Genomic DNA, 18,955 nt, shown 5'->3' on the forward strand with positions numbered 1-18,955 from the left:
CCCCTGCCCGGTTGGGCTTCGCGTGCGGCATCAGGCCTGGCGTTTCTGGCCCGCCAGCCAGAAGGCCGCGATGACGATCACCGGTATGGCGAAAAGCGCGAATTTGGTGACGGTGAGCGCCGAGGCGAAAGACAGCGAGTCCGGGTTGGCCGACAGGAAATCGGACAGAAGCCGCGCCACCGCAAAGTTCTGAACGTAATGTGCAAGCGTGTAGGGAAGCACCAGGACCAACGCGAAAATCGACTGCAGCTGCGCTGGCAGCACGCGGAAAGCCTTCAATCGCCGGCCGGTGGCCAGGATGAGGCTGACCAGCGTGACCGACAGCAGCGCCGGGAACAACAGATCGAAGGTCAGATAGTGCCAGACGAGAATGATCTCGCCGCCGCGCCGGCCGAGCGCCGTCAGCCAGGCCATGCCTTCGTCCGGCGTAAACCCTAAAATGCGCATGTCGAGCGACGGCAAGCCGCCGCTCAACTGGCGGAAATAGAAGAATTCCAGAGCCGTCATGGCGATGAAAACCACCGCCGACAGGAAACAGAGCGCGCCTGCGTGGCGAGACAGCCGCAGGATCGTTGCCGTCAGGTTCCGCCCGAGCCCGTACTGGTCAGGCTCCACCGGGATAGTTCGGGCTTTCGCGGGTAATCGTGACGTCATGGGCGTGGCTTTCACGAAGTCCGGCATTGGATATGCGCACAAAAGTGGCGCGCTCGCGGAAATCGGCAAGGTCGCGGCCACCAACATAACCCATAGCGGCTTTCAAGCCGCCCGCAAGCTGGTGCAGCACGCCAGACACAGGTCCCTTGTAGGGAACCTGCCCTTCGATGCCTTCCGGAACCAGTTTCAGCGTGTCGCGCACCTCGGCCTGGAAGTAGCGATCGGCGGAGCCGCGGGCCATCGCGCCGACCGAGCCCATGCCGCGATACGCCTTGAAGGAGCGGCCCTGGTGCAGATAGACCTCGCCGGGGCTTTCGTCGGTCCCAGCCAGCAGCGAGCCGATCATGGCGGCACTTGCGCCGGCGGCGAGCGCCTTGGCGAGATCGCCGGAATATTTGATGCCGCCATCGGCGATAACCGAGACGCCGGATTTGTGCGCCGTCTCGACCGCCGACATGATCGCCGAGAGCTGCGGCACGCCGACGCCGGCGACGATGCGGGTGGTGCAGATGGAGCCCGGACCGATGCCGACCTTGACGGCGTCGGCACCGGCGTCGATCAGCGCCTGCGTGCCCGCGGCGGTGGCGACGTTGCCGGCCAGGATGCGAACTGAGTTGGAGAGTTTCTTGGCGCGCGTCACCGCGTCGAGCACGCGTTGCGAGTGGCCATGCGCGGTGTCGATCACCAGAAGGTCGACGCCGGCATCGATGAGACGTTCGGCGCGTTCATAGCCGTCATCGCCGACGCTGGTGGCCGCGGCGGCGCGCAAGCGGCCCTGTGCGTCCTTGCTGGCGTGCGGGTTGAGCTGCGACTTCTCGATGTCCTTGACGGTGATCAATCCGACGCAGTTGCCCTGCCTGTCGACGACAACCAGCTTTTCGATGCGGTGCTGATGCAGAAGCCGCTTGGCCTCGTCCTGGTCGACGTTCTCCTTGACCGTGATCAGGTTGTCACGGGTCATCAGCTCATGGACCTTCTGCGCTGGATCGGAGGCAAAGCGCACGTCGCGATTGGTCAGGATGCCGATCAGCCGCCCGACTTTGTGGCCGCCAGTGCCACCATTCTCGACCACCGGAATGCCCGAGATCGAATAGCTGCGCATCAGGCCCAGCGCGTCGGCGAGCGTCGCGTCGGGGCCGATGGTGACAGGATTGACCACCATGCCGGATTCGAATTTCTTGACCTGCCGCACCTGCTCGGCCTGTTCGGCCGGCGAGAAATTGCGGTGGATGACGCCAATGCCGCCGGCTTGGGCCATGGCGATGGCGAGCCTGGCCTCGGTGACGGTGTCCATCGCCGCCGAGAGGATCGGCACGTTGAGGTCGATGTCGCCGGCGATGCGGGTGCGGACATCGGTCTCGCCGGGCATGACCTCGGAATGGCCGGGCTGCAGCAGCACGTCGTCAAAGGTCAGCGCCAATGCGCCAGTGGACGTTTCGATGATTTTTGCCATGGCCAGTCCCTTGAATATAAAACGCGGTGGGGGAATACAAAAAAGCGCTGACCGGAATGGACAGCGCCGACTCGTTTCTTCCCTTTCAGGATTGGCGCTGGCTGGTACCACGTCCAAGCGCCAATGAAAAGCCGATCGTCTCGGTGTTTCGCGTTCTATCCAGAAGACTCCCCCAAGAGAGCATTGAGCAGTGCGTGACGCGGCGATGCGAAAGGGCTGACGACAGTTACCCCACCCCATGTGAAGCCATCTTGCAGGTCTTCCGAAAGGAGCATCCGACAACCGGTTTGGGAAGCGGTGGACAGAATGACCGCGTCCCAAATGCTGAAGTGGTGGTCCGTAGCCAGATCAGCCGCCATCATCATTACGTCTTGCACTGTCGCGGCAACTGGAAACGCGTCGCGCCAGCTCAGAAGGGCATCCCGAGCTTCCACAGGCGGTCTTCCGGCCTTGCGGACAAGAACATTGTACAGCTCACCAAGGACCTGGACAGGAATAACAGCAGCCTCTTGCGGCAGGTTGCGCAGCAGTTCGAGAACGATATCGCGCTTCTCGGCACCGTTGACCCCTTCCGCGTAGGCAAGGACATTGGTGTCGAGCGCGACCTTCATCGCTCGTCCCCGTAGAGCTCGTCACGGGTCCAACGTCCGACATCCAAAACAGGCTGGCGTTCGAGGCGCGACAACAACGCTAATCGCGAGCGGGAAGCCACACCCTGCTGTCGATCGGCGGGCACGATCCGCGCGACGGGTCGCCCATGACTGGTCACGACGTAGCTTTGTCCTTCGCGAACACCGCGCAGGATGAGAGAAAATCTACGGTTGGCATCGGCTGCCGAAACGGCTTCTTCCATGACAAAGTCCATATAGTAGTTATATACACTACAATAGCGTGGCGCATCTCCATTCGCAAGCTATTCTTTGCTGCTTGGCCAGCGCCTGGAGACGGAACGAGAAGACCTTGGCCGTCCCGGCAGTTCTGATTTAGGCACGGCGGCAGGCCAAGCGAACTGCCTGTCTCCCCGCAGTCGCACAAAAGTGACAGCAAATTAATGCGACATCAGAGCCAGCCCATGATAACCGCCCTGCATGTTGGCTTGCCTCCCGGTCAACCGTAAAAGAATCAAGTCGGACGCTTTTTGTGAACCGCACCATCCCGCTCATCCTGGCGGTCGCCCTTTTCATGGAAAACATGGATTCGACCGTCATTGCGACATCGCTGCCGGCGATCGCCGTCGACATCCACACCAGTCCGATCGCGCTCAAGCTGGCGTTGACTGCCTATCTCGTGTCGCTGGCGATCTTCATTCCGATCAGCGGCTGGATGGCAGACCGTTTCGGCGCCAAGAATATCTTTCGCGCCGCGATCGCGGTCTTCATCGTCGGGTCGATCGCTTGCGCCCTCTCCGGCTCGCTGCCGGCTTTCGTGGTGTCGCGCTTCCTGCAAGGCATCGGCGGCGCCATGATGACGCCGGTTGGGCGTCTGGTGCTGGTGCGCGCGACACCGAAAAGCGAACTCGTCGCGGCGATGTCCTGGCTGACCGTTCCGGCGCTGGTCGGGCCGCTGGTCGGACCGCCGGTCGGTGGCTTCATCACCACCTATTTCACCTGGCACTGGATCTTCCTGATCAATGTGCCGATCGGCGTGGTCGGCATCTGGTTGGCGACGCGTTTCCTGCCGGAGACCGAACCCGCGCAGACCCCGCCACTTGATTTCATCGGCTTCGTGCTGAGCGGGCTGGCGGCATCCGGGGTGGTGTTTGGCCTGTCGGTGGTCAGCTTGCCCTATCTGCCGCCAATCGTCGGTGTCACCACCGTAACGGTCGGCCTCGTGTCGGGGGCGCTCTATCTGCTGCACGCGCGGCGCGCCAAAAACCCGCTTCTGGCGCTCGAACTGTTCCGCAACCAGGTGTTCCGTTCTTCGGTGCTCGGCGGGTCGCTGTTTCGCATCGGCATCGGCGCGGTGCCGTTCCTCCTGCCGCTGATGTTCCAGATCGGCTTTGGGCTGACGCCATTCCAGTCCGGCATGATCACCTTCGTCTCTGCAATCGGCGCCATCGGCATGAAATTCGTCACCGCGCTGATCTTCCGCGTCGCCGGCTTCCGCCGCGTTCTGGTTGTCGGTTCGCTGGTCGCCGCCGCCTCGATCGCCATCAACGGCCTGTTCACACCCGACACACCTTATCTCTTGATGCTGGCCATGCTGCTCGTCGGCGGCTTCATCCGCTCGATGTTCTTCACTGGCGTCAATGCGCTCGCCTATGCCGAGGTTTCGGCTGAAGACACCAGCAAGGCGACGCCGATTACAGCCGTGTTCCAGCAGTTGTCGATCGCGCTCGGCGTGGCGCTGGCCGGCGGAATCCTGGAAGTATCGACGTCAATCCATGGCGGCCCGCTGTCGCTGGATGACTTCCACATTGCCTTCTTCATCGTTGCAGCGGTCTCGGCGGCGGCATCGCTATCCTTCGTCCGGCTGGCACCCGACGCCGGCAACGCCATTTCCGGTCACGGCCGGCTGACAACACCCAAGACGCTGGAAACGGTGAGCCCACCCGGCAACTGATGGCAGCCTACGCTTCGGCCTCGCCTTCTCGACGGCCCGATTCGCCCGACGGCGGACCGGCGGTGCCCTGTCAGTCGTCGGCGTCCCCCGGCCCTTCGCTATGGCTCCGGGCGCTCGAGGCCTTCGGAACGTCCACTGGACGTTCCGATCCGCCTGACGACGGACCGGCCTCTCGCCCTTTAAAATCTTTGGCCAGCAAATAGAGCTCGACCGATTCATCCCGCGACGCCGGCGGCTTGACGTGATGGACGGAACGGAAGTTCTTCTTGAGCATGGAGAGCAACTCGTTTTCGGCGCCGCCCTGGAAAGTCTTGGCGAGGAAATGCCCGCCCGGCTTTAGCACCGACAGCGCAAAATCGGCCGCCACCTCGCACAGATGCATGGTGCGGATGTGGTCGGTCCGCTTGTGCCCGGTGGTTGGCGCCGCCATGTCGGACAACACGATATCGGGATCGCCGCCCAGCGCCTCGGCCAGCTTTTGCGGTGCCAGCGGATCGAGGAAATCCATCAGCAGCACCGGGGCGCCTGGCACGGCGTCCATTTCCAGATAGTCGATGCCGATGACATGCGGCTTGTCGGCCGTCGATTTCGTCCGCGCGGCGGCGACCTGGCACCAGCCGCCGGGGGCGGCGCCGAGATCGATCACCTTCATGCCGGGTTTCAGGAGATGATGCTTGTCGTCGATCTCGATCAGCTTGTAGGCCGCGCGCGAGCGATAGCCGTCAGCCTTGGAGCGCTGGACATAGGGATCGTTGATGTGGCGCTGCAGCCAGCGGCGCGACGATTCCTTCAGCCCGCTCTTCTTCTTGATCCGCGTCTTCAGCACACGAATGCTGGCTGATCCTGGTTTTTCCGGTTTCTTGGTCATTGCTTATTTCTTCGGTTCGGGCTCACGCTCTGCCACGCCCATCGTTGCGCCAGACGCCATCATCGGCCATCAGTTCGCTCAAAATACCTTCGCGCAGGCCACGATCGGCGACTCGCAGCCGCTCGGACGGCCACACGGCGCGGATCGCCTCGAGGATAGCACAGCCGGCCAGCACCAGATCGGCGCGATCTGCACCGATGCAAGGGTTGGCGCAGCGCTGCTGGAAATCCCAGCCAACCAGTCTTTCGACCATGCGATCGACGCTGTCGCGGTCCATCCACAGCCCATCGACACGGCGGCGATCGTAGCGCTCGAGCTCGAGGTGGACACCGGCCAGCGTCGTCACGGTTCCGGACGTGCCCAGCAGATGGAAATTCGGGCTGGCCTTGAGATGGCTCAGCCGATCGCGACCGTCGAAGCTGGCCAGCCGGCCGGCAACGTCGTCGACCATGGCGGCGAAGATCTCGCGCGTCACCGTGCGGCCGCCAAAGCGCTCGGCCAGCGAGACGACGCCGACCGGCAGCGACGTCCACGACACGATGTGATTGGCCAACCTTGGCGAACGGCGGCCGGCGAGATCGATGAGCGCGATTTCCGACGAACCGCCGCCAATATCGAACAGGACGACGCCTTGGGTGTCGCGCTCGACCAGCGAGCCGCAGCCGGACACCGCCAGCCGAGCCTCGGTCTGGCGGTCGATGATCTCAAGCTTCAGGCCGGCCTCGCGTTCGACGCGGTCGATGAACTCGACGCCGTTTTCGGCCGTGCGGCAGGCCTCGGTGGCGATCAGCCGGGCTTTTCTGATCTTGCGGTTGCGCAATTTGTCGCCGCAGATTTTCAGCGCCTCGACCGCGCGGTCCATCGCCGGCTGGCCGAGCCGGCCATTGGCGGTGAGCCCCTCGCCCAGCCGGACGATGCGCGAAAAGGCGTCGATGACGCGGAACTGGCCATGCCGCGTCGGCACGGCGACCAACAGCCGGCAATTGTTGGTGCCGAGGTCAAGCGCCGCAAACACCGGAAGCTCCTGGACCGGCGGCCGACGGGCGCTCTGTTCCGGCCGTGGCACTACAGCGGCGGGCGAGGCCACCGATTCCGACGGTCTGTGGGCCTCCGCCGCCGGGGCACCGGTTTTGGCTGGCGCCGGCGATCGATTCTCCGCGGGACGCACTTCGTCGCGCGCAAAAACCTTGCGCCCGCGCCTTCGCTTGCGCCGCTTCTTGGGCTTGCCTTTGTGGGGTGCGTCGCCCGCCTGCCCGTCTGCGGAGCGGAGCTCCGTCGGGCGGCGTTGCTGCCAGCTTGCGTTCCCCGGGCCAGCCGACCGCTGGGAAGCGCTGGACACGCCCACCTCCGGCGCGCCCGCGCCGGTGTCGTGGTCTTCCACTGTCGTTCCTTCCGGCGCCGCGCGAACCTATGATGGACGCAGCAGGCGCTTCAGTGTTTTAAGTTGCCGCCAGACTAACAGCGCCGCGCCCGATCACCAAGAGCCGCATGCCGAATTTTGCCGGCAGGCCGCTGACCGCCGTTCCAGCGCGGCCGCGTAATGAACCCGCACGCCGCAGTTGCCGGCGCTACGCCTGCCGGCATCTCTTTCGGCCGCTCACTGCGGCAAATCTAGCCGGCCGACGCTGCGACAAGGGTTCGCGGTTGAATAGCCGGCTTCGATGAGGCATTTCTGAAATGAGCGGAAGAATCCGGCAAGGCCGGCCTCCCACCAGCCACGAAAAGGAAGCGGACCCGCAACGCATGGCAGTCAGGCAATGAACTGGAGACGCTATTTCTGGCCGGTTGTCGGCATCGCCGCCGTGATCTTCTCGCTGCTGCTGCTCTGGCACGAATTGCGCGGCGTTTCGCTCGACGACGTCTGGGACGGTATCACGGCCATTCCGACCCGGGGCTGGGTTCTTGCCGCGCTGAGTTCGATCATCGCCTATGCCTCGCTTGCCGGCTACGACCACATCGCGCTCCTGCATATCGGCAAGCGCGTGTCGTGGCTGTTCGTCACGCTGTGCTCCTTCACCACCTATGCGCTGTCGCACAACATTGGCGGTTCGGTGTTTTCGGGCGCCGTCATCCGCTATCGCGCCTATGGTACCAGGGGCCTGACCGGACAGGATGTCGGCGTGCTGGTGGCGGTCTGCTGGATCACCTTCGTGCTGTCGACGATTTTGGCCTCGGGCCTGGTTCTGGTGTTCGAGCCTGAGATACTCGACCGGTTTTCCGGCATCGCCCATCATGGCCTGTCGGAAGCGGCCGGCATCGCGATGCTGCTGCTCGTCGCCGCCTATGTCTTCGGCAGCTGGCTGCATCTGCGCCCGCTGAAGATCGCCAGTTTTCAGCTCCACTATCCGGCGCTGCCAATCGTCGCGCGGCAATTGCTGATCGGCCCGATCGAGCTGCTGGCCGCCGCCGCGATCATCTTCTTCGCCCTGCCCGCAGCCCAAAATCCCGGCTACTTCGTCATACTGGGCGTCTTCCTAGTCTCCTTCTCGATCGCGCAGATCTCACATGCGCCGGGCGGGCTCGGCGTGTTCGAGGTGGTGTTTCTCGCCGGCCTGTCGGACATGGATCCGGTCGGCGTGCTGGCGGCGCTGCTGGTGTTCCGGCTGTTCTACCTGATCATCCCGTTGATTCTGGGCCTGGGGGTGGTGCTGTTCTTCGAACGCTCGCAGTTCAGTCGGACGGAGGGTTGAGACGCGTCCAGCGGACTTCTCCCCGTTCGCGGGAGGAGGTGCCGGCAGGCGGATGAGGGGCAGCGCAAACTTGTGCGATTGCCCAATTTGAACCGCAGAGCAGGCTTGACTATTTTCCGCTGGCGGCTACAAGGCAGCGCTCAAGCGGCTCAGCCGCTCGGCCCGCGCGGTTCATTACCGCGCCTGCTGGGGAATAGGTTAACGGTAGACCCACGGACTCTGACTCCGTTAGTCCTGGTTCGAATCCAGGTTCCCCAGCCAGACATTTCTCAAGTATCTACCAGTGCGGAACCTCCCGACGCCGGCCACGTTCGGCTGCATGGCTTTCTTGACCGGGTTTTCATCTGCAGTGGTCGTTCTGTTTATCGTGCTGCTGTTCACCCACGCAGCCCGTGATCTTCAAAGCTCACCTATGTATCATCGGATATATCACCGACTCCGCCGAGGCTTTAGGTCTTCGTTTTGAAGCGCAACGATGGCTGAACGCGTTATCCCGCCGTCTGCGGCCTAACCGGCCCAGCAGTGTTCCACCGGATGAACTCGGCTTTCTTACGGGTGACGTGCCGCAAGGTCTTCAACAACACCTCATGCGGGACACCGGTCTGCCTGTAGTGGTCGTAATACGGCGATATGAATGGCTTAATGATGCTTAGGTGCAGCGCTTCCGCTGCCATTAGAAAGCGATCAATTTCAGCTTGTGATAATTGCTTTGAGGGTTTTGACCTAGTCATTGCGACACCTTTTGAGAGTCGCCACCCGAGGACAATTCCTACAGCACACCGAACCGGGCCGGCGAGCTTCCCGTCATGTCGAGATCGGCTCAGTCCGACGTAACAGGACCCGACTCGACGACTTGCGCCGTGACTGAGGAAAGGATTCCTCGCTTCGCCAGGACAGGCTTTTCATAGTTCTTTTTCATAAATGCTCCTCGCATCTTCCACTCGCCGAAGGTGCTTTGGAGCGATCAAGTTGTCAAGCTGATGCTAAAAAGCCGCCAAAAGGATAGGAAGTTGGCAAACTCGCCGGGCGAAGACCCCAACGCCCTCGGAGCCCGGCGAGCCTACTACCTAATCGGGTACGCGATCAGGACCGGGGTTCACCCAGTAACAGGTCCGGTGCAAGAGCAATGCCAGCAACCCTGTGCTGAAATGGGACGGGCGGCAAAATGACCGTAAACTTGGCCCCAGCGGAATATGGTCCTTTAATTAAATTAGCGTAGACGCATAAAAAGGCTTATAATTCGGACAGCCGGCACTGCCCCCTCCAAGCCGGTCAGGCTCGGCGCCAGTCCCCCTCGATACCCCCCGACGCCGGGCCGCTGCTCCTAAGCCGCTGGTCAGGACGAGCGCGCTAGCGATACGGCGCGTCATCGGTGTCTATGCGACGGAATCATGGAAGGCGAGATTGCCTGGTCGTTGCGTCCGCCTTAGTGAAGCTTCATGAAGGCTCCTCCACAAGGCCGCGTCATGCTCACTGATAGCCAGTACATTCTCGAACGCATGAGCCAAGGCTGCGTGACGCTCTCCGACGACGCGTTCGTCATCGACAGGCTGGTCAAGTATTTCGGCAATGGGAAGATCCGCTGGCATGTCGAAATCCGTGGGCATCGCATCGAGCTGACGACAGGCCAGCTTAAGAAGCAGCCGACCTTCCGCAGGAAGATACTCGAACAGGCTGGCGTGCTGCCGCCCCAGCGTGCCGGGACCGACTACAGGCGATGGGCACTCGATTTGAGGAAGAATGCCATCGAGCTTCCGTGGCGGGATAGGCCGGTGGACGTCGGCTTCGCCATCGACAGGCTCGCCAGCCACGGCGACGGGCGCTGGACGGTCGAATACCAGGGCAAGGCAATCAAATTCACGACGACCAAACTCCGCAGGCAGGTTAGTTTCCGCAAACGCATGTTGGCCAAGGCCAAGGTGCTGCCGCCCCAGTTGGACCCGGCTGCCTATCGCAAGTGGATGGACTGGATCATTCAAAACGCCACCGAGGCTGACCCGCAGGCCGGCGATGCCTCGATGACAGAAAAAAGTTGGCTGGACGACCTGCCAGAGCTGGCCGGCTGGCAAGACGAAACGCCGGCCAAACGACCAACCGGAGGTGGCGGAAATATCTAAGCAAAGCCGCAATGGCACTCGTTGCCACGCCTACGGATTTCGGCACACATCGATAGTGAGGACTCTGCGACAGGGGTCGCACCCCACAAGATTTGAGTGAGACCCCATGGACCGCTTCGACCTCGGCACCTACCGCCGCCCCATCTCCACTCGCTCCACAGAAACCCAGCGTTGGTTCGACGTTGGCCTCAACTGGTGCTACGGCTTCAACCATGAGGAAGGCATCAAGTGTTTTGAGAAGGCGCTCGAAACAGATCCTGAATGTCCGATGGTGCATTGGGGCATCGCCTATGCCGCCGGACCTTTCTACAATCTGACCTGGAAGGAACATGGCGAGGCCGAGGCCGACAGCGCGACAAGGCGCTGCTTCGAGCATGTCCAGCTGGCGCGGGCCAATGCGGCTTCCGCCAGTGAGATCGAGAAGCGGCTGATCGAGGCGCTGGCCGCCCGCTTTCAGAAGCCGCACCGGGTGAGCCCGGAGGACTTCGAACGGTGGGATGATGCCTATGCCGCCGCGATGCGGCTTGTGTATCGGGACTTTCCCGACGACCATGATGTGATGGCACTGCTGGTCGAAGCGCTGATGATGCGCACGGTGCGGCGGCTGTGGAACCTCAAGACCGGCGCGCCGGCGCCGAATTCCGATGTCGTCGAAGCGCTCGACGTCTGCGAGCGGTCGATCCGGCTTGCCGGTGCGGCCGGCGCAGCACAACATCCGGCGATCGTCCACCTGCACATCCATCTCCTGGAAATGTCCACCATGCCGGAGCGCGGCATCCGGTCGGCGGATTTGCTGGGCGAAATGTGCCCCGATGCCGGGCACATGAACCACATGCCGGGGCACATCTATGTGCTGTGCGGCGAGTATGAGAAAGCAAAACGTGCCAGCGAAAAGGCGGTACGCGCCAACGACCTCTATCTCGCCTATGCCGACGAGCCGACCTACTATTTGCTCGGCTGCTGCCACGATCTGCATCTGATGATGTTCACCTGCATGTTGTCGGGCCAATACCAGCCTGCACTGTGGGCCGCCGATCGAGTGCGCAGCCTGGTCGCGCGCGACGTGGTCGCCATCCAGGGCCGGCCCAAGCTCACGCAGACGGTCGAAGGCTACCATGCGATGAAATCGCATGTGCAAGTGCGCTTCGGCCGCTGGCAGGAGATCATCGACGAGCCTGAAACCGCGGAGCCGGGCCTCTATGTGCTGACGGCGGCCATGCAGCACTACGCCAAGGGTGTGGCGCATGCGACGCTCAGGCAATTTCCTGAAGCCGAGCGCGAGCGCGAAGCGTTCCATCGGCATCTGAAAGGCATTGCGCCCGAGCGGCGCTTCCTCAGCAACCCGGCGCAGGCTTCGCTGGCTGTCGGTGTCGCCCTGCTCGACGGCGAGCTGGCGTACCATCAGGGCCGGCATGACGAGGCCTATGGCCATTTGCGGCAGGCGGTCGAGCTTGACGACAATTTGTCCTACACCGAACCGTGGGCCTGGATGCACCCGCCGCGCCATGCGCTGGCGGCGCTGCTTCTCGACCAGGGCCACTCTGCAGAAGCTGAACAGGTCTATCGCGACGATCTCGGCCTGAGCGGCAAGGTGCAGCGCTGCGCCCAGCACCCGAACAATGTCTGGGCACTGCACGGGCTGGTGGAATGCATGAATCGGCGCGGCGAGACTGATGAATTGCCGATATTGCAGACAAGCCTTGCCGCGGCGCTGGCCAGGGCGGATGTGCCGATCACCTCGTCCTGCCTGTGCAGGACGGGCGCGCAGCAAGGCTGCTGTCACTGACGCGAAGTCAGCCTGCCGCCACTGTTGCGGCCGATCGGCTCGCCAAACAAATTGTCGACCGATCATCGTTGGCGGTGGAACCCTCGCCGCCCGGTCGTGTCACCTGCCGATCAGCCCAGGCTCCACGCTTTGTCTCGTATCACGCCTTCCTCGATCAGCACCGAGCAGTCTATCTCATCGTGAAGTTGGGCGTTTGGGTCGGACAAAAGCCAGGAAGCATAGGACCGAAGCTGCTTGAGCCTGGCTGTTTTCTCAAGCCGGGCCTGGCGCTCATCCTCGGCTGCCGGTCTTCTGTCCTTCTGGGCAGGAAATTGCATGCTGGCTCTCCTCGGTCACCGAGCTGCGCTTCGACTTGAAGCCAACACATGCGCTGGCGAGAGTCGCCATCCATCTGGATGATGGCGGACCCTTATCAACAATGCACCCGCGCCACCGCCGGGTGCTCCCTGGTCCGGGTTCGCTGCGGCGCATCGGCACTCGGCAGTCGGACGCAGCCAGGGGAATGGAACCAGATCGGCCGTGCGACGTCATAGAAGCAGGTGCTCATACAGGAGTGTGACCTCCATGATCAGGCTCGTTCTTGCCGCTGCCGCCATGCTCGTCATGGCATGGGATGCAACGGCGGCGGCAAAACTGGACGCGGTCACCGTCAACAACGCCCAATTTGACGGCAGCGAAGCGAAAGGCGTCAGTGCGACCGTTCTGAAGGCGCAAATCCTCCTGGATCGTGCACGCTTCTCGCCAGGCCTGATCGATGGCCGCCAAGCAGAGAACTTCAGCCGGGCAGTCAGTGCGTTTCAAGCGGCCAACGGATTGCCTGCCGACGGCAAGCTTACCCGCGAGACATGGGACAAGCTGGTCGCGAGCTCCTCGCGGCCCGCGCTTGAGACCTACGAGTTGACGCGCAAGGATGTGCAGGGACCGTTCACCAGGCGAATTCCGACGCGCATGGAGAGGATGGCCCGCCTGCCCAGGCTGGCCTACCACAATGCCCTGGAAAAGATGGCGGAGCGCTTCCACAGCAGCGAGGAACTGCTTGAACGCCTCAATCCCGGCATCGGCTTCAGGAGAGCGGGGCAAAAGCTGCTGGTGCCAGCTGTCGCCCGAGGTGATCCGCCGCAAGACATTGGGAACGTCGAGGTCGACAAGAGCGCTCGCCAGGTTCGCGTGCTCGACCCTTCCGGCAAAGTGCTTGCGACGTACCCCGCCTCGATCGGGAGCCAGGAGAAGCCCGCGCCGAGTGGCGAGGCAGAGGTCAAACGCGTGGTGCGCCACCCAACCTATCACTACGATCCCGAGTTTGCCTTCAAGGGGGTGAAGACGAAGCGCCCCTTCACGATCGCTGCCGGGCCAAACAATCCGGTGGGATCGGTCTGGATCGATTTGTCCATCGATAGTTATGGCATTCACGGGACTCCGGACCCAGGCAAGATCGGAAAGACCTTCTCGCATGGTTGCATCAGGCTGACCAACTGGGATGCCGAAGACCTCGCCTCCGAAGTGCAAAGAGGCACAAAGGTCGTCTTCAAAGAAGAAGCGGCAGGATCGGTCGAACAAGGATCGCAGTAGGCAGGCGCCACGGGCTAACTTTCGACCGTGTGACTGGCGTCACCGAAGGCGTAGGGCGGCGCCCCTACCCCAGCCACTTCTCGTAGTCGGACACCAGCAGATGGACCGGGGCAACGTCTTCGTCGATGTTGGAAAAACGGCCGATCGGTTCGCGAAACACATTGTCGGTGAGATCGTCATTGACGGTCGAGACCTCGCCGATCAGCACGTCCTTGCCCTCGGCCCAGAAGGCATGCCAGACGCCGGGAAGCAGCGTGACGCTCTGGCCCGGGTCGAGCTTCAGGAGCCCGCCCGCAGGCAGCCTGTGGATGGTTCCGTCGACCGGCACCGAAACCTCGGCCTTGGGATCGATGCCGCCGTCGCGGTCATGCATGAACAGTTCCAGCACCAGCTTGCCGCCGCCACGGTTGATGATGTCCTCGGCCTTGATGTTGTGGCGGTGCATCGGCGACAGCTGGTCCTTGCGCGAGATCATGATCTTCTCGGCATAGAGCATGCCCATGCCCTTCTTCATGTCCTCGTAGCGGCCGTTGCGAACGGTGAACAGGAACAGCCCGAGCTCCTTGAACTTCTCCTGGCCGTAATCGGTGATGTCCCAGCCGAGTCGCGAGGTAAACACGGCCGCGGAATCGGCTTGGCGTGCCTTCGCCTCCTGCGGCGACCAATAGGCGAAGGGCGGCATGATGTAGCCGAACGAGCGGATGAAAGCGTCGGCTTCGCGGATAATGTCGTTGATGGCGGAGCGCTTCATGATCATGATCCCTTCGTATCGATTTGTCTGGCAAATCGCATAGCCGAACGTCGATGCTGTGTCGATCCATCTCGCCGTCCAGTCCGGCGTTGCGCAGGGCGTATGGACCACAGATCCGCTTGCCTGGCCGCGTGACATCACGGATTTTCAGGGCCATAAAACCCGCGGTTCCTCATGGGGTGAAAGATGATGCCGACCGTCCAAGATCTCGATACGCCATCCATCCTGATCGACGCCGCGCGCGCGGAAGCCAACATTGCCCGCGCCCAGGCGCATGCCGACAAGAACGGGCTGAAGCTCCGGCCGCATATCAAGACGCACAAATTGCCCTACTGGGCGAAGAAGCAGATAGCGGCCGGCGCCGTCGGCATCACCTGCCAGAAGATCGGCGAGGCCGAGGTGATGGCCGATGCCGGGCTGACCGATATTTTTCTTCCCTACAACATCCTTGGGCGCGCCAAGCTGGAACGGCTTCTGGCGCTGCACGGGCGCGTCACCCTGTCGGTGACAGCGGACAGCATGGAGACGCTCGAAGGGCTGGCAACCACCTTCACCGATGCCGGCCATCGACTGCCGGTGCTGGTCGAATGCGACACCGGCATGGGCCGCTGCGGCGTGCAGACGGCTGATGAAGCAGTTGCGCTGGCAAGGCAGATCGACAGAGCCGGTGGCCTCACCTTCGGAGGACTGATGACCTACCCGGCCGCCGGGCGGGCGGCGGAGGCCGAAGCCTGGCTCGCCGGGGCCAAGCAGGCGCTGGCCGCGTCGGGCCTCGCCTGCGACCGCATCTCCAGCGGCGGCACGCCGGATATGTGGCGCTCCAGCGATACATCCGTTGTCACCGAGTATCGTCCAGGCACCTACATCTATCTCGACCGCTATCAAGTCGCCAAAGGCGTCGGCGGCCTCGACGACTGTGCGCTGACGGTGCTGTCGACGGTGGTCAGCCATCCCACAGCGACGCGCGCTATCCTCGATGCCGGGAGCAAGGCGCTGTCCAGCGACACGCTGGGTCTCGCCGATTTCGGCGAGTTGCTCGGCGTGTCGGGAGCGCGGGTGACGGGCCTGAGCGAGGAGCACGGCACCGTCACGCTTTCGGGCGAAGGCAAGCTGCGCATTGGCGAGCGCGTGCGTGTCGTGCCCGACCATTGCTGCGTCGTCACCAATTTGTTCAACGAGGTCAATCTGGTCGACGGCGACAAGGTGCTGGAAACGCTGCCGGTGGCCGCGCGGGGAAGGATGGGGTGAACTAAGAAGCGTCTTGCCTTCTTCCCCTGTGGGAGAAGGTGAATCGGCGCGCAGCGCCGAGACGGATGAGGGGTGTTCCAGCGGAATGAGACGTTGGCGTTCCCTGGAACACCCCTCATCCGTCGCCTTCGGCGACACCTTCTCCCACAAGGGGAGAAGGGGGAGAGCGCTCGGCCTGCCGAGCCGCGACCCGCCTCATGGCAATCACCCGGCGGCGGCGGATTTCGGTGCGCATCGCCATCAGGTGCAGCGCGAAGAACAGCACGGTGAAACCGAGCGCCATCACCAGCAGCGGCCATAGCAGGCTGGGGTCGATGGTGGAGCCGCCCATGCGGAACACCGAGGCCGGCTGATGCAGCGTGTTCCACCAGTCGACCGAGAACTTGATGATCGGGATGTTGATGAAGCCTACCAGCGTGATGATGGCCGCGGCCCAGGCGGCGCGGCTGGCATCGTCGAGCGCGCGGGTCAGCGCGATGATGCCGAGATACATCAGGAGCAGCACGAACACCGAGGTCAGCCGAGCATCCCAGACCCACCAGGTGCCCCACATCGGCTTGCCCCAGATCGAACCGGTGATCAGCGCCAGCGCGGTGAAGACGGCGCCGATGGGTGCGGCTGATTTCAGCGCGACATCGGCCAACGGATGCCGCCAGACGAGCGTGCCGAGCGCCGAGACCGCCATCAGCGTGTAGCACATCATGGCGAGCCAGGCGAAAGGCACGTGGATGTACATGATGCGGACGGTGATTCCTTGCTGGAAATCCTCAGGCGCGGCGAAGCTCATATAGAGCCCCACGGCGAGGATCAGTGTGGCGATCGTGGCCAGCCATGGCACGACCTTGTCCGCCAGCCCGACGAAGCGCGTCGGGTTGGCGAGGTCCATCCAGCCGGTCAGGCGTGAAGTCGTGTCGCTCATGCGGTTCTACATAAACCGCCGCGGCGTTCGGGGCAATCGAGCGGTGGTGTCGCAGACGCAATCGGGGCGGCCGTGCCTGTACTCTCACCCGGACCTAGGGTCCGACCTCCCACAAGAGGAGGTCGGAGAAAGAAGCTCAGGCGGCTGCTTCCTGCTGTTGCTGTACGGTGCGGCTGAGGCGGCGAACCTCCTCGTCGTTGAGCAGGCCGCCGGCGCGCAGCAGGCTGGCGAAGCGGCCATTGCGCAGCGACAGCTCGGTGAAGCCGCCCATCTCGACCACCCTGCCCTTGTCCATGAACACGACCAGATCGGCGTCGCGAACGGTGGTCAGGCGGTGGGCGATGATGAAGGTCGTGCGGTCGCGGCGCAACTCGTCGATCGCTTCCTTGACGCGGTCCTCGGTCTCGACGTCGAGCGCGCTGGTCGCCTCGTCGAGCACCAGGATCGGTGCGTCCTTCAGCACGGCGCGGGCAATGGCGATGCGCTGACGCTCGCCGCCCGAGAGCTGACCGCCACGTTCGCCAACCACCGTGTCGTAGCCATTGCTCTTGGACAGGATGAAGTCCTGTGCGGCAGCCGCATTGGCGGCGGCATGGATCTCGTCATTGCTTGCATCGGCGCGGCCAACACGGATGTTGTCCTCGATCGAGCGGTTGAGCAGCCCGGCATCCTGGAACACGGTGGCAATCGAATGGCGCACCGACTTGCGGGTCACGGTGCGGGTGTCGATGCCGTCGATCAGGATACGGCCATGGGACGGCGAGAAGACACGCTGCAGCAGGTTGATGAGCGTGGTCTTGCCGGCGCCCGTAGGGCCCACGATGGCGACGGTCTGGCCCGCCTGCACCTCGAAGGACACGTCGTCGATGCCTTGGCCGGAATTGGCGAATTCGAAGCCGACATTCTCGAAGCGGACATGGCCGGTGACGTTGGCAAGATCGCGCAGGCCGTCCGGCTCGGCGGCATCAGCCGCGGAGTCCTCGAGATGGTAGAAATCCTCGAGCTTGGCACGGGCCTCGGAAATCTGGTTGGCGAAAGCCGACATCTGGTCGAGGCGAGCGATCAACATCGTGGCAAAACCGGTGAAGGCAATGACGTCGCCGACACCCAACTGACCACGGGTGACGAGATAGGAGCCGATCGACAACACGATCAGCATCGAGATTGCCGATGACAGACGGTGCAAGGCATTGGCCAGCGCCCACCAGTCGAGAACAGGGTTCTGCGCGTCGAGCAGGTTCTTGACGTAGCGGCGCAGCGTATCGGCCTCGTGGCCGAGGCGATTGTAGCTCTGCAGCACCGCAACGTTGCTGACCGAGTCGGTCACATGCGCGAACACCTTGTGGTAGTGGCGCTCGACCGCGGCCTGACCCGCCTTGGTGCGGCGCATGACCATCCGGCCGATGCCGACATAGAGCAGCCCGAGGCCAAGCAGCACCAGCGACATGCGCAGGTCCATGCTGATCGCGGTCGGGACCAGCAGTACGAGGGCGACAGCCGTGGACAGATGCTGGCGCATGAATTCGAGCCAAAGGCTGAACAGGGTTTCGACGGCGCGCAGCATCGTATGCAGCGCATTGGAGGTGCCGTGCTGATGGTGCCAGGCGAGCGGCATGGTGATCACACGCTCGAAGGACTCGCAAAGCACTTCGCTGCGCCGCGCGTGTGCAAAGCGGTCAGCGCCGCGCGCCACCATGACGAAGGCAACGATGTTGAAGGCTCCGAGACCGGCCCACATGACCAGCGTGGTGAAGACAGAACCACGCTCGGAGATGGCGCCGATGACGCGACCGAACATGATCGGCTCGAGAAGCGCTACGATGGCGAGAGCCACGTTGGCCGAACAGATCAACGCAACGCGTTTCCTGTCCGCCGCCAGATAACCGAGAGCTCGCCAGTAGATTTGCAGAAGGGTCACCCCAGTTACTCCGCCACGCTGTTTATTGTGCACTGCATCATTTTATTCGTACCGGTTGATACGTCGCAAAACAATGGCCGTGTACCCCTTCAGTTCCCCTAGAGCGAACAAAAGATGGCGACGTTCCGAAATCTGCCGTGATCACCTAACGGTTTGAGAAGACAGGTAAAATGTCAGGCATGCGGCGAAATCATGGCAGTTGGCACGTACTGCCACAATTTTAATCAGCAACAATGTCGGGCGGATGACTAAGGCCGAAATCACCTTTTGCGAAGTATAGAGCGAAACAAAGCTGCAGTGCGCCCTTCCAGGTGAAGGGAGGCCAAACTCTCACTGCTCGTGGCGCCCCTGTCGGACGCCTCAAGCCTTTGATTTAATGCACTCCTCGGTGGCATGTCCTTCAATCGGCAGGCGGCAACG

Annotated in this window: 17 protein-coding genes and 1 tRNA gene; 7 read left to right on the forward strand and 11 right to left on the reverse strand. The window is 62.8% G+C overall.

The window, feature by feature from the left end; all coding sequences use genetic code 11:
* Positions 1-30 precede the first annotated feature (30 nt).
* The 4 genes from AC0L24_RS24445 to AC0L24_RS24460 form a co-directional block, all read right to left on the reverse strand.
* Positions 31-654, reverse strand: coding sequence for a hypothetical protein (locus tag AC0L24_RS24445; protein ID WP_127269488.1), 624 nt, complete (start codon positions 652-654; stop codon positions 31-33).
* Positions 605-2,107 (reverse strand): IMP dehydrogenase, encoded by a 1,503-nt coding sequence (gene guaB, locus AC0L24_RS24450; protein ID WP_127269487.1) that lies wholly within the window; start codon positions 2,105-2,107, stop codon positions 605-607. Before guaB ends, AC0L24_RS24445 begins: the two co-directional genes overlap by 50 nt.
* Positions 2,108-2,262: 155 nt before the next feature.
* Positions 2,263-2,718 carry a PIN domain-containing protein gene (locus tag AC0L24_RS24455; protein WP_127329885.1) on the reverse strand — a complete coding sequence of 152 codons (456 nt, stop codon included), beginning with the start codon at positions 2,716-2,718 and terminating at the stop codon, positions 2,263-2,265.
* Positions 2,715-2,960, reverse strand: coding sequence for a type II toxin-antitoxin system Phd/YefM family antitoxin (locus AC0L24_RS24460; protein WP_127810723.1), 246 nt, complete (start codon positions 2,958-2,960; stop codon positions 2,715-2,717). Before AC0L24_RS24460 ends, AC0L24_RS24455 begins: the two co-directional genes overlap by 4 nt.
* A 287-nt stretch (positions 2,961-3,247) precedes the next feature.
* Between AC0L24_RS24460 and AC0L24_RS24465 the strand changes: the two genes are divergently transcribed.
* Positions 3,248-4,669, forward strand: coding sequence for an MFS transporter (locus AC0L24_RS24465; protein WP_127810724.1), 1,422 nt, complete (start codon positions 3,248-3,250; stop codon positions 4,667-4,669).
* A gap of 70 nt (positions 4,670-4,739) precedes the next feature.
* Here AC0L24_RS24465 and AC0L24_RS24470 read toward each other — a convergent pair whose 3' ends face one another.
* A complete protein-coding gene (locus tag AC0L24_RS24470) occupies positions 4,740-5,537 on the reverse strand; it encodes an RlmE family RNA methyltransferase (RefSeq protein ID WP_127810725.1) in 798 nt (265 codons plus the stop codon).
* Between the two features lie 22 nt (positions 5,538-5,559).
* Positions 5,560-6,918 (reverse strand): Ppx/GppA phosphatase family protein, encoded by a 1,359-nt coding sequence (locus tag AC0L24_RS24475; protein WP_127810726.1) that lies wholly within the window; start codon positions 6,916-6,918, stop codon positions 5,560-5,562.
* Between the two features lie 376 nt (positions 6,919-7,294).
* Here AC0L24_RS24475 and AC0L24_RS24480 point away from each other — a divergent pair, with 376 nt between their 5' ends.
* Both AC0L24_RS24480 and AC0L24_RS24485 read left to right on the forward strand, forming a co-directional pair.
* Positions 7,295-8,227 (forward strand): lysylphosphatidylglycerol synthase domain-containing protein, encoded by a 933-nt coding sequence (locus AC0L24_RS24480; RefSeq protein WP_127810727.1) that lies wholly within the window; start codon positions 7,295-7,297, stop codon positions 8,225-8,227.
* Positions 8,228-8,414: 187 nt separating this feature from the next.
* Positions 8,415-8,488: transfer RNA gene (locus AC0L24_RS24485), tRNA-Gln, on the forward strand.
* Positions 8,489-8,715: 227 nt separating this feature from the next.
* Here AC0L24_RS24485 and AC0L24_RS24490 read toward each other — a convergent pair.
* Positions 8,716-8,958: a hypothetical protein gene (locus AC0L24_RS24490; RefSeq protein ID WP_127810728.1), complete on the reverse strand. Its 243-nt coding sequence runs from the start codon at positions 8,956-8,958 to the stop codon at positions 8,716-8,718.
* A 735-nt stretch (positions 8,959-9,693) separates the two neighbouring features.
* Between AC0L24_RS24490 and AC0L24_RS24495 the strand changes: the two genes are divergently transcribed.
* Both AC0L24_RS24495 and AC0L24_RS24500 read left to right on the forward strand, forming a co-directional pair.
* On the forward strand, positions 9,694-10,344 hold the full coding sequence (locus AC0L24_RS24495) for a hypothetical protein (protein WP_127810729.1): 651 nt from the start codon (positions 9,694-9,696) through the stop codon (positions 10,342-10,344).
* 106 nt (positions 10,345-10,450) lie between these two features.
* The gene (locus AC0L24_RS24500) at positions 10,451-12,130 is read left to right on the forward strand and encodes a tetratricopeptide repeat protein (protein WP_127810730.1); all 1,680 of its coding nucleotides are present in this window, start codon (positions 10,451-10,453) and stop codon (positions 12,128-12,130) included.
* Positions 12,131-12,240: 110 nt separating this feature from the next.
* Here AC0L24_RS24500 and AC0L24_RS24505 read toward each other — a convergent pair whose 3' ends face one another.
* Entirely contained in the window at positions 12,241-12,447 is a 207-nt protein-coding gene (locus tag AC0L24_RS24505; RefSeq protein ID WP_164873861.1) for a hypothetical protein, read from the reverse strand.
* 247 nt (positions 12,448-12,694) lie between these two features.
* Between AC0L24_RS24505 and AC0L24_RS24510 the strand changes: the two genes are divergently transcribed.
* The gene (locus AC0L24_RS24510) at positions 12,695-13,699 is read left to right on the forward strand and encodes a L,D-transpeptidase family protein (protein WP_127395491.1); all 1,005 of its coding nucleotides are present in this window, start codon (positions 12,695-12,697) and stop codon (positions 13,697-13,699) included.
* 64 nt (positions 13,700-13,763) lie between these two features.
* On the opposite strand, the gene AC0L24_RS24515 is transcribed toward AC0L24_RS24510, so the two are convergent.
* Positions 13,764-14,450: a D-lyxose/D-mannose family sugar isomerase gene (locus AC0L24_RS24515; RefSeq protein ID WP_127395494.1), complete on the reverse strand. Its 687-nt coding sequence runs from the start codon at positions 14,448-14,450 to the stop codon at positions 13,764-13,766.
* A gap of 189 nt (positions 14,451-14,639) precedes the next feature.
* On the opposite strand from AC0L24_RS24515, the gene AC0L24_RS24520 reads away from it, so the two are divergent.
* Positions 14,640-15,698, forward strand: coding sequence for a D-TA family PLP-dependent enzyme (locus AC0L24_RS24520; RefSeq protein ID WP_164874000.1), 1,059 nt, complete (start codon positions 14,640-14,642; stop codon positions 15,696-15,698).
* Positions 15,699-15,813: 115 nt separating this feature from the next.
* On the opposite strand, the gene AC0L24_RS24525 is transcribed toward AC0L24_RS24520, so the two are convergent.
* A complete protein-coding gene (locus AC0L24_RS24525; protein ID WP_127322087.1) occupies positions 15,814-16,617 on the reverse strand; it encodes a heme ABC transporter permease in 804 nt (267 codons plus the stop codon).
* 136 nt (positions 16,618-16,753) lie between these two features.
* A complete protein-coding gene (locus AC0L24_RS24530; RefSeq protein WP_127267279.1) occupies positions 16,754-18,535 on the reverse strand; it encodes a glucan ABC transporter ATP-binding protein/ permease in 1,782 nt (593 codons plus the stop codon).
* Positions 18,536-18,955: the final 420 nt, after the last annotated feature.

It is taken from the genome of Mesorhizobium sp. WSM4809 (genome assembly GCF_055811655.1).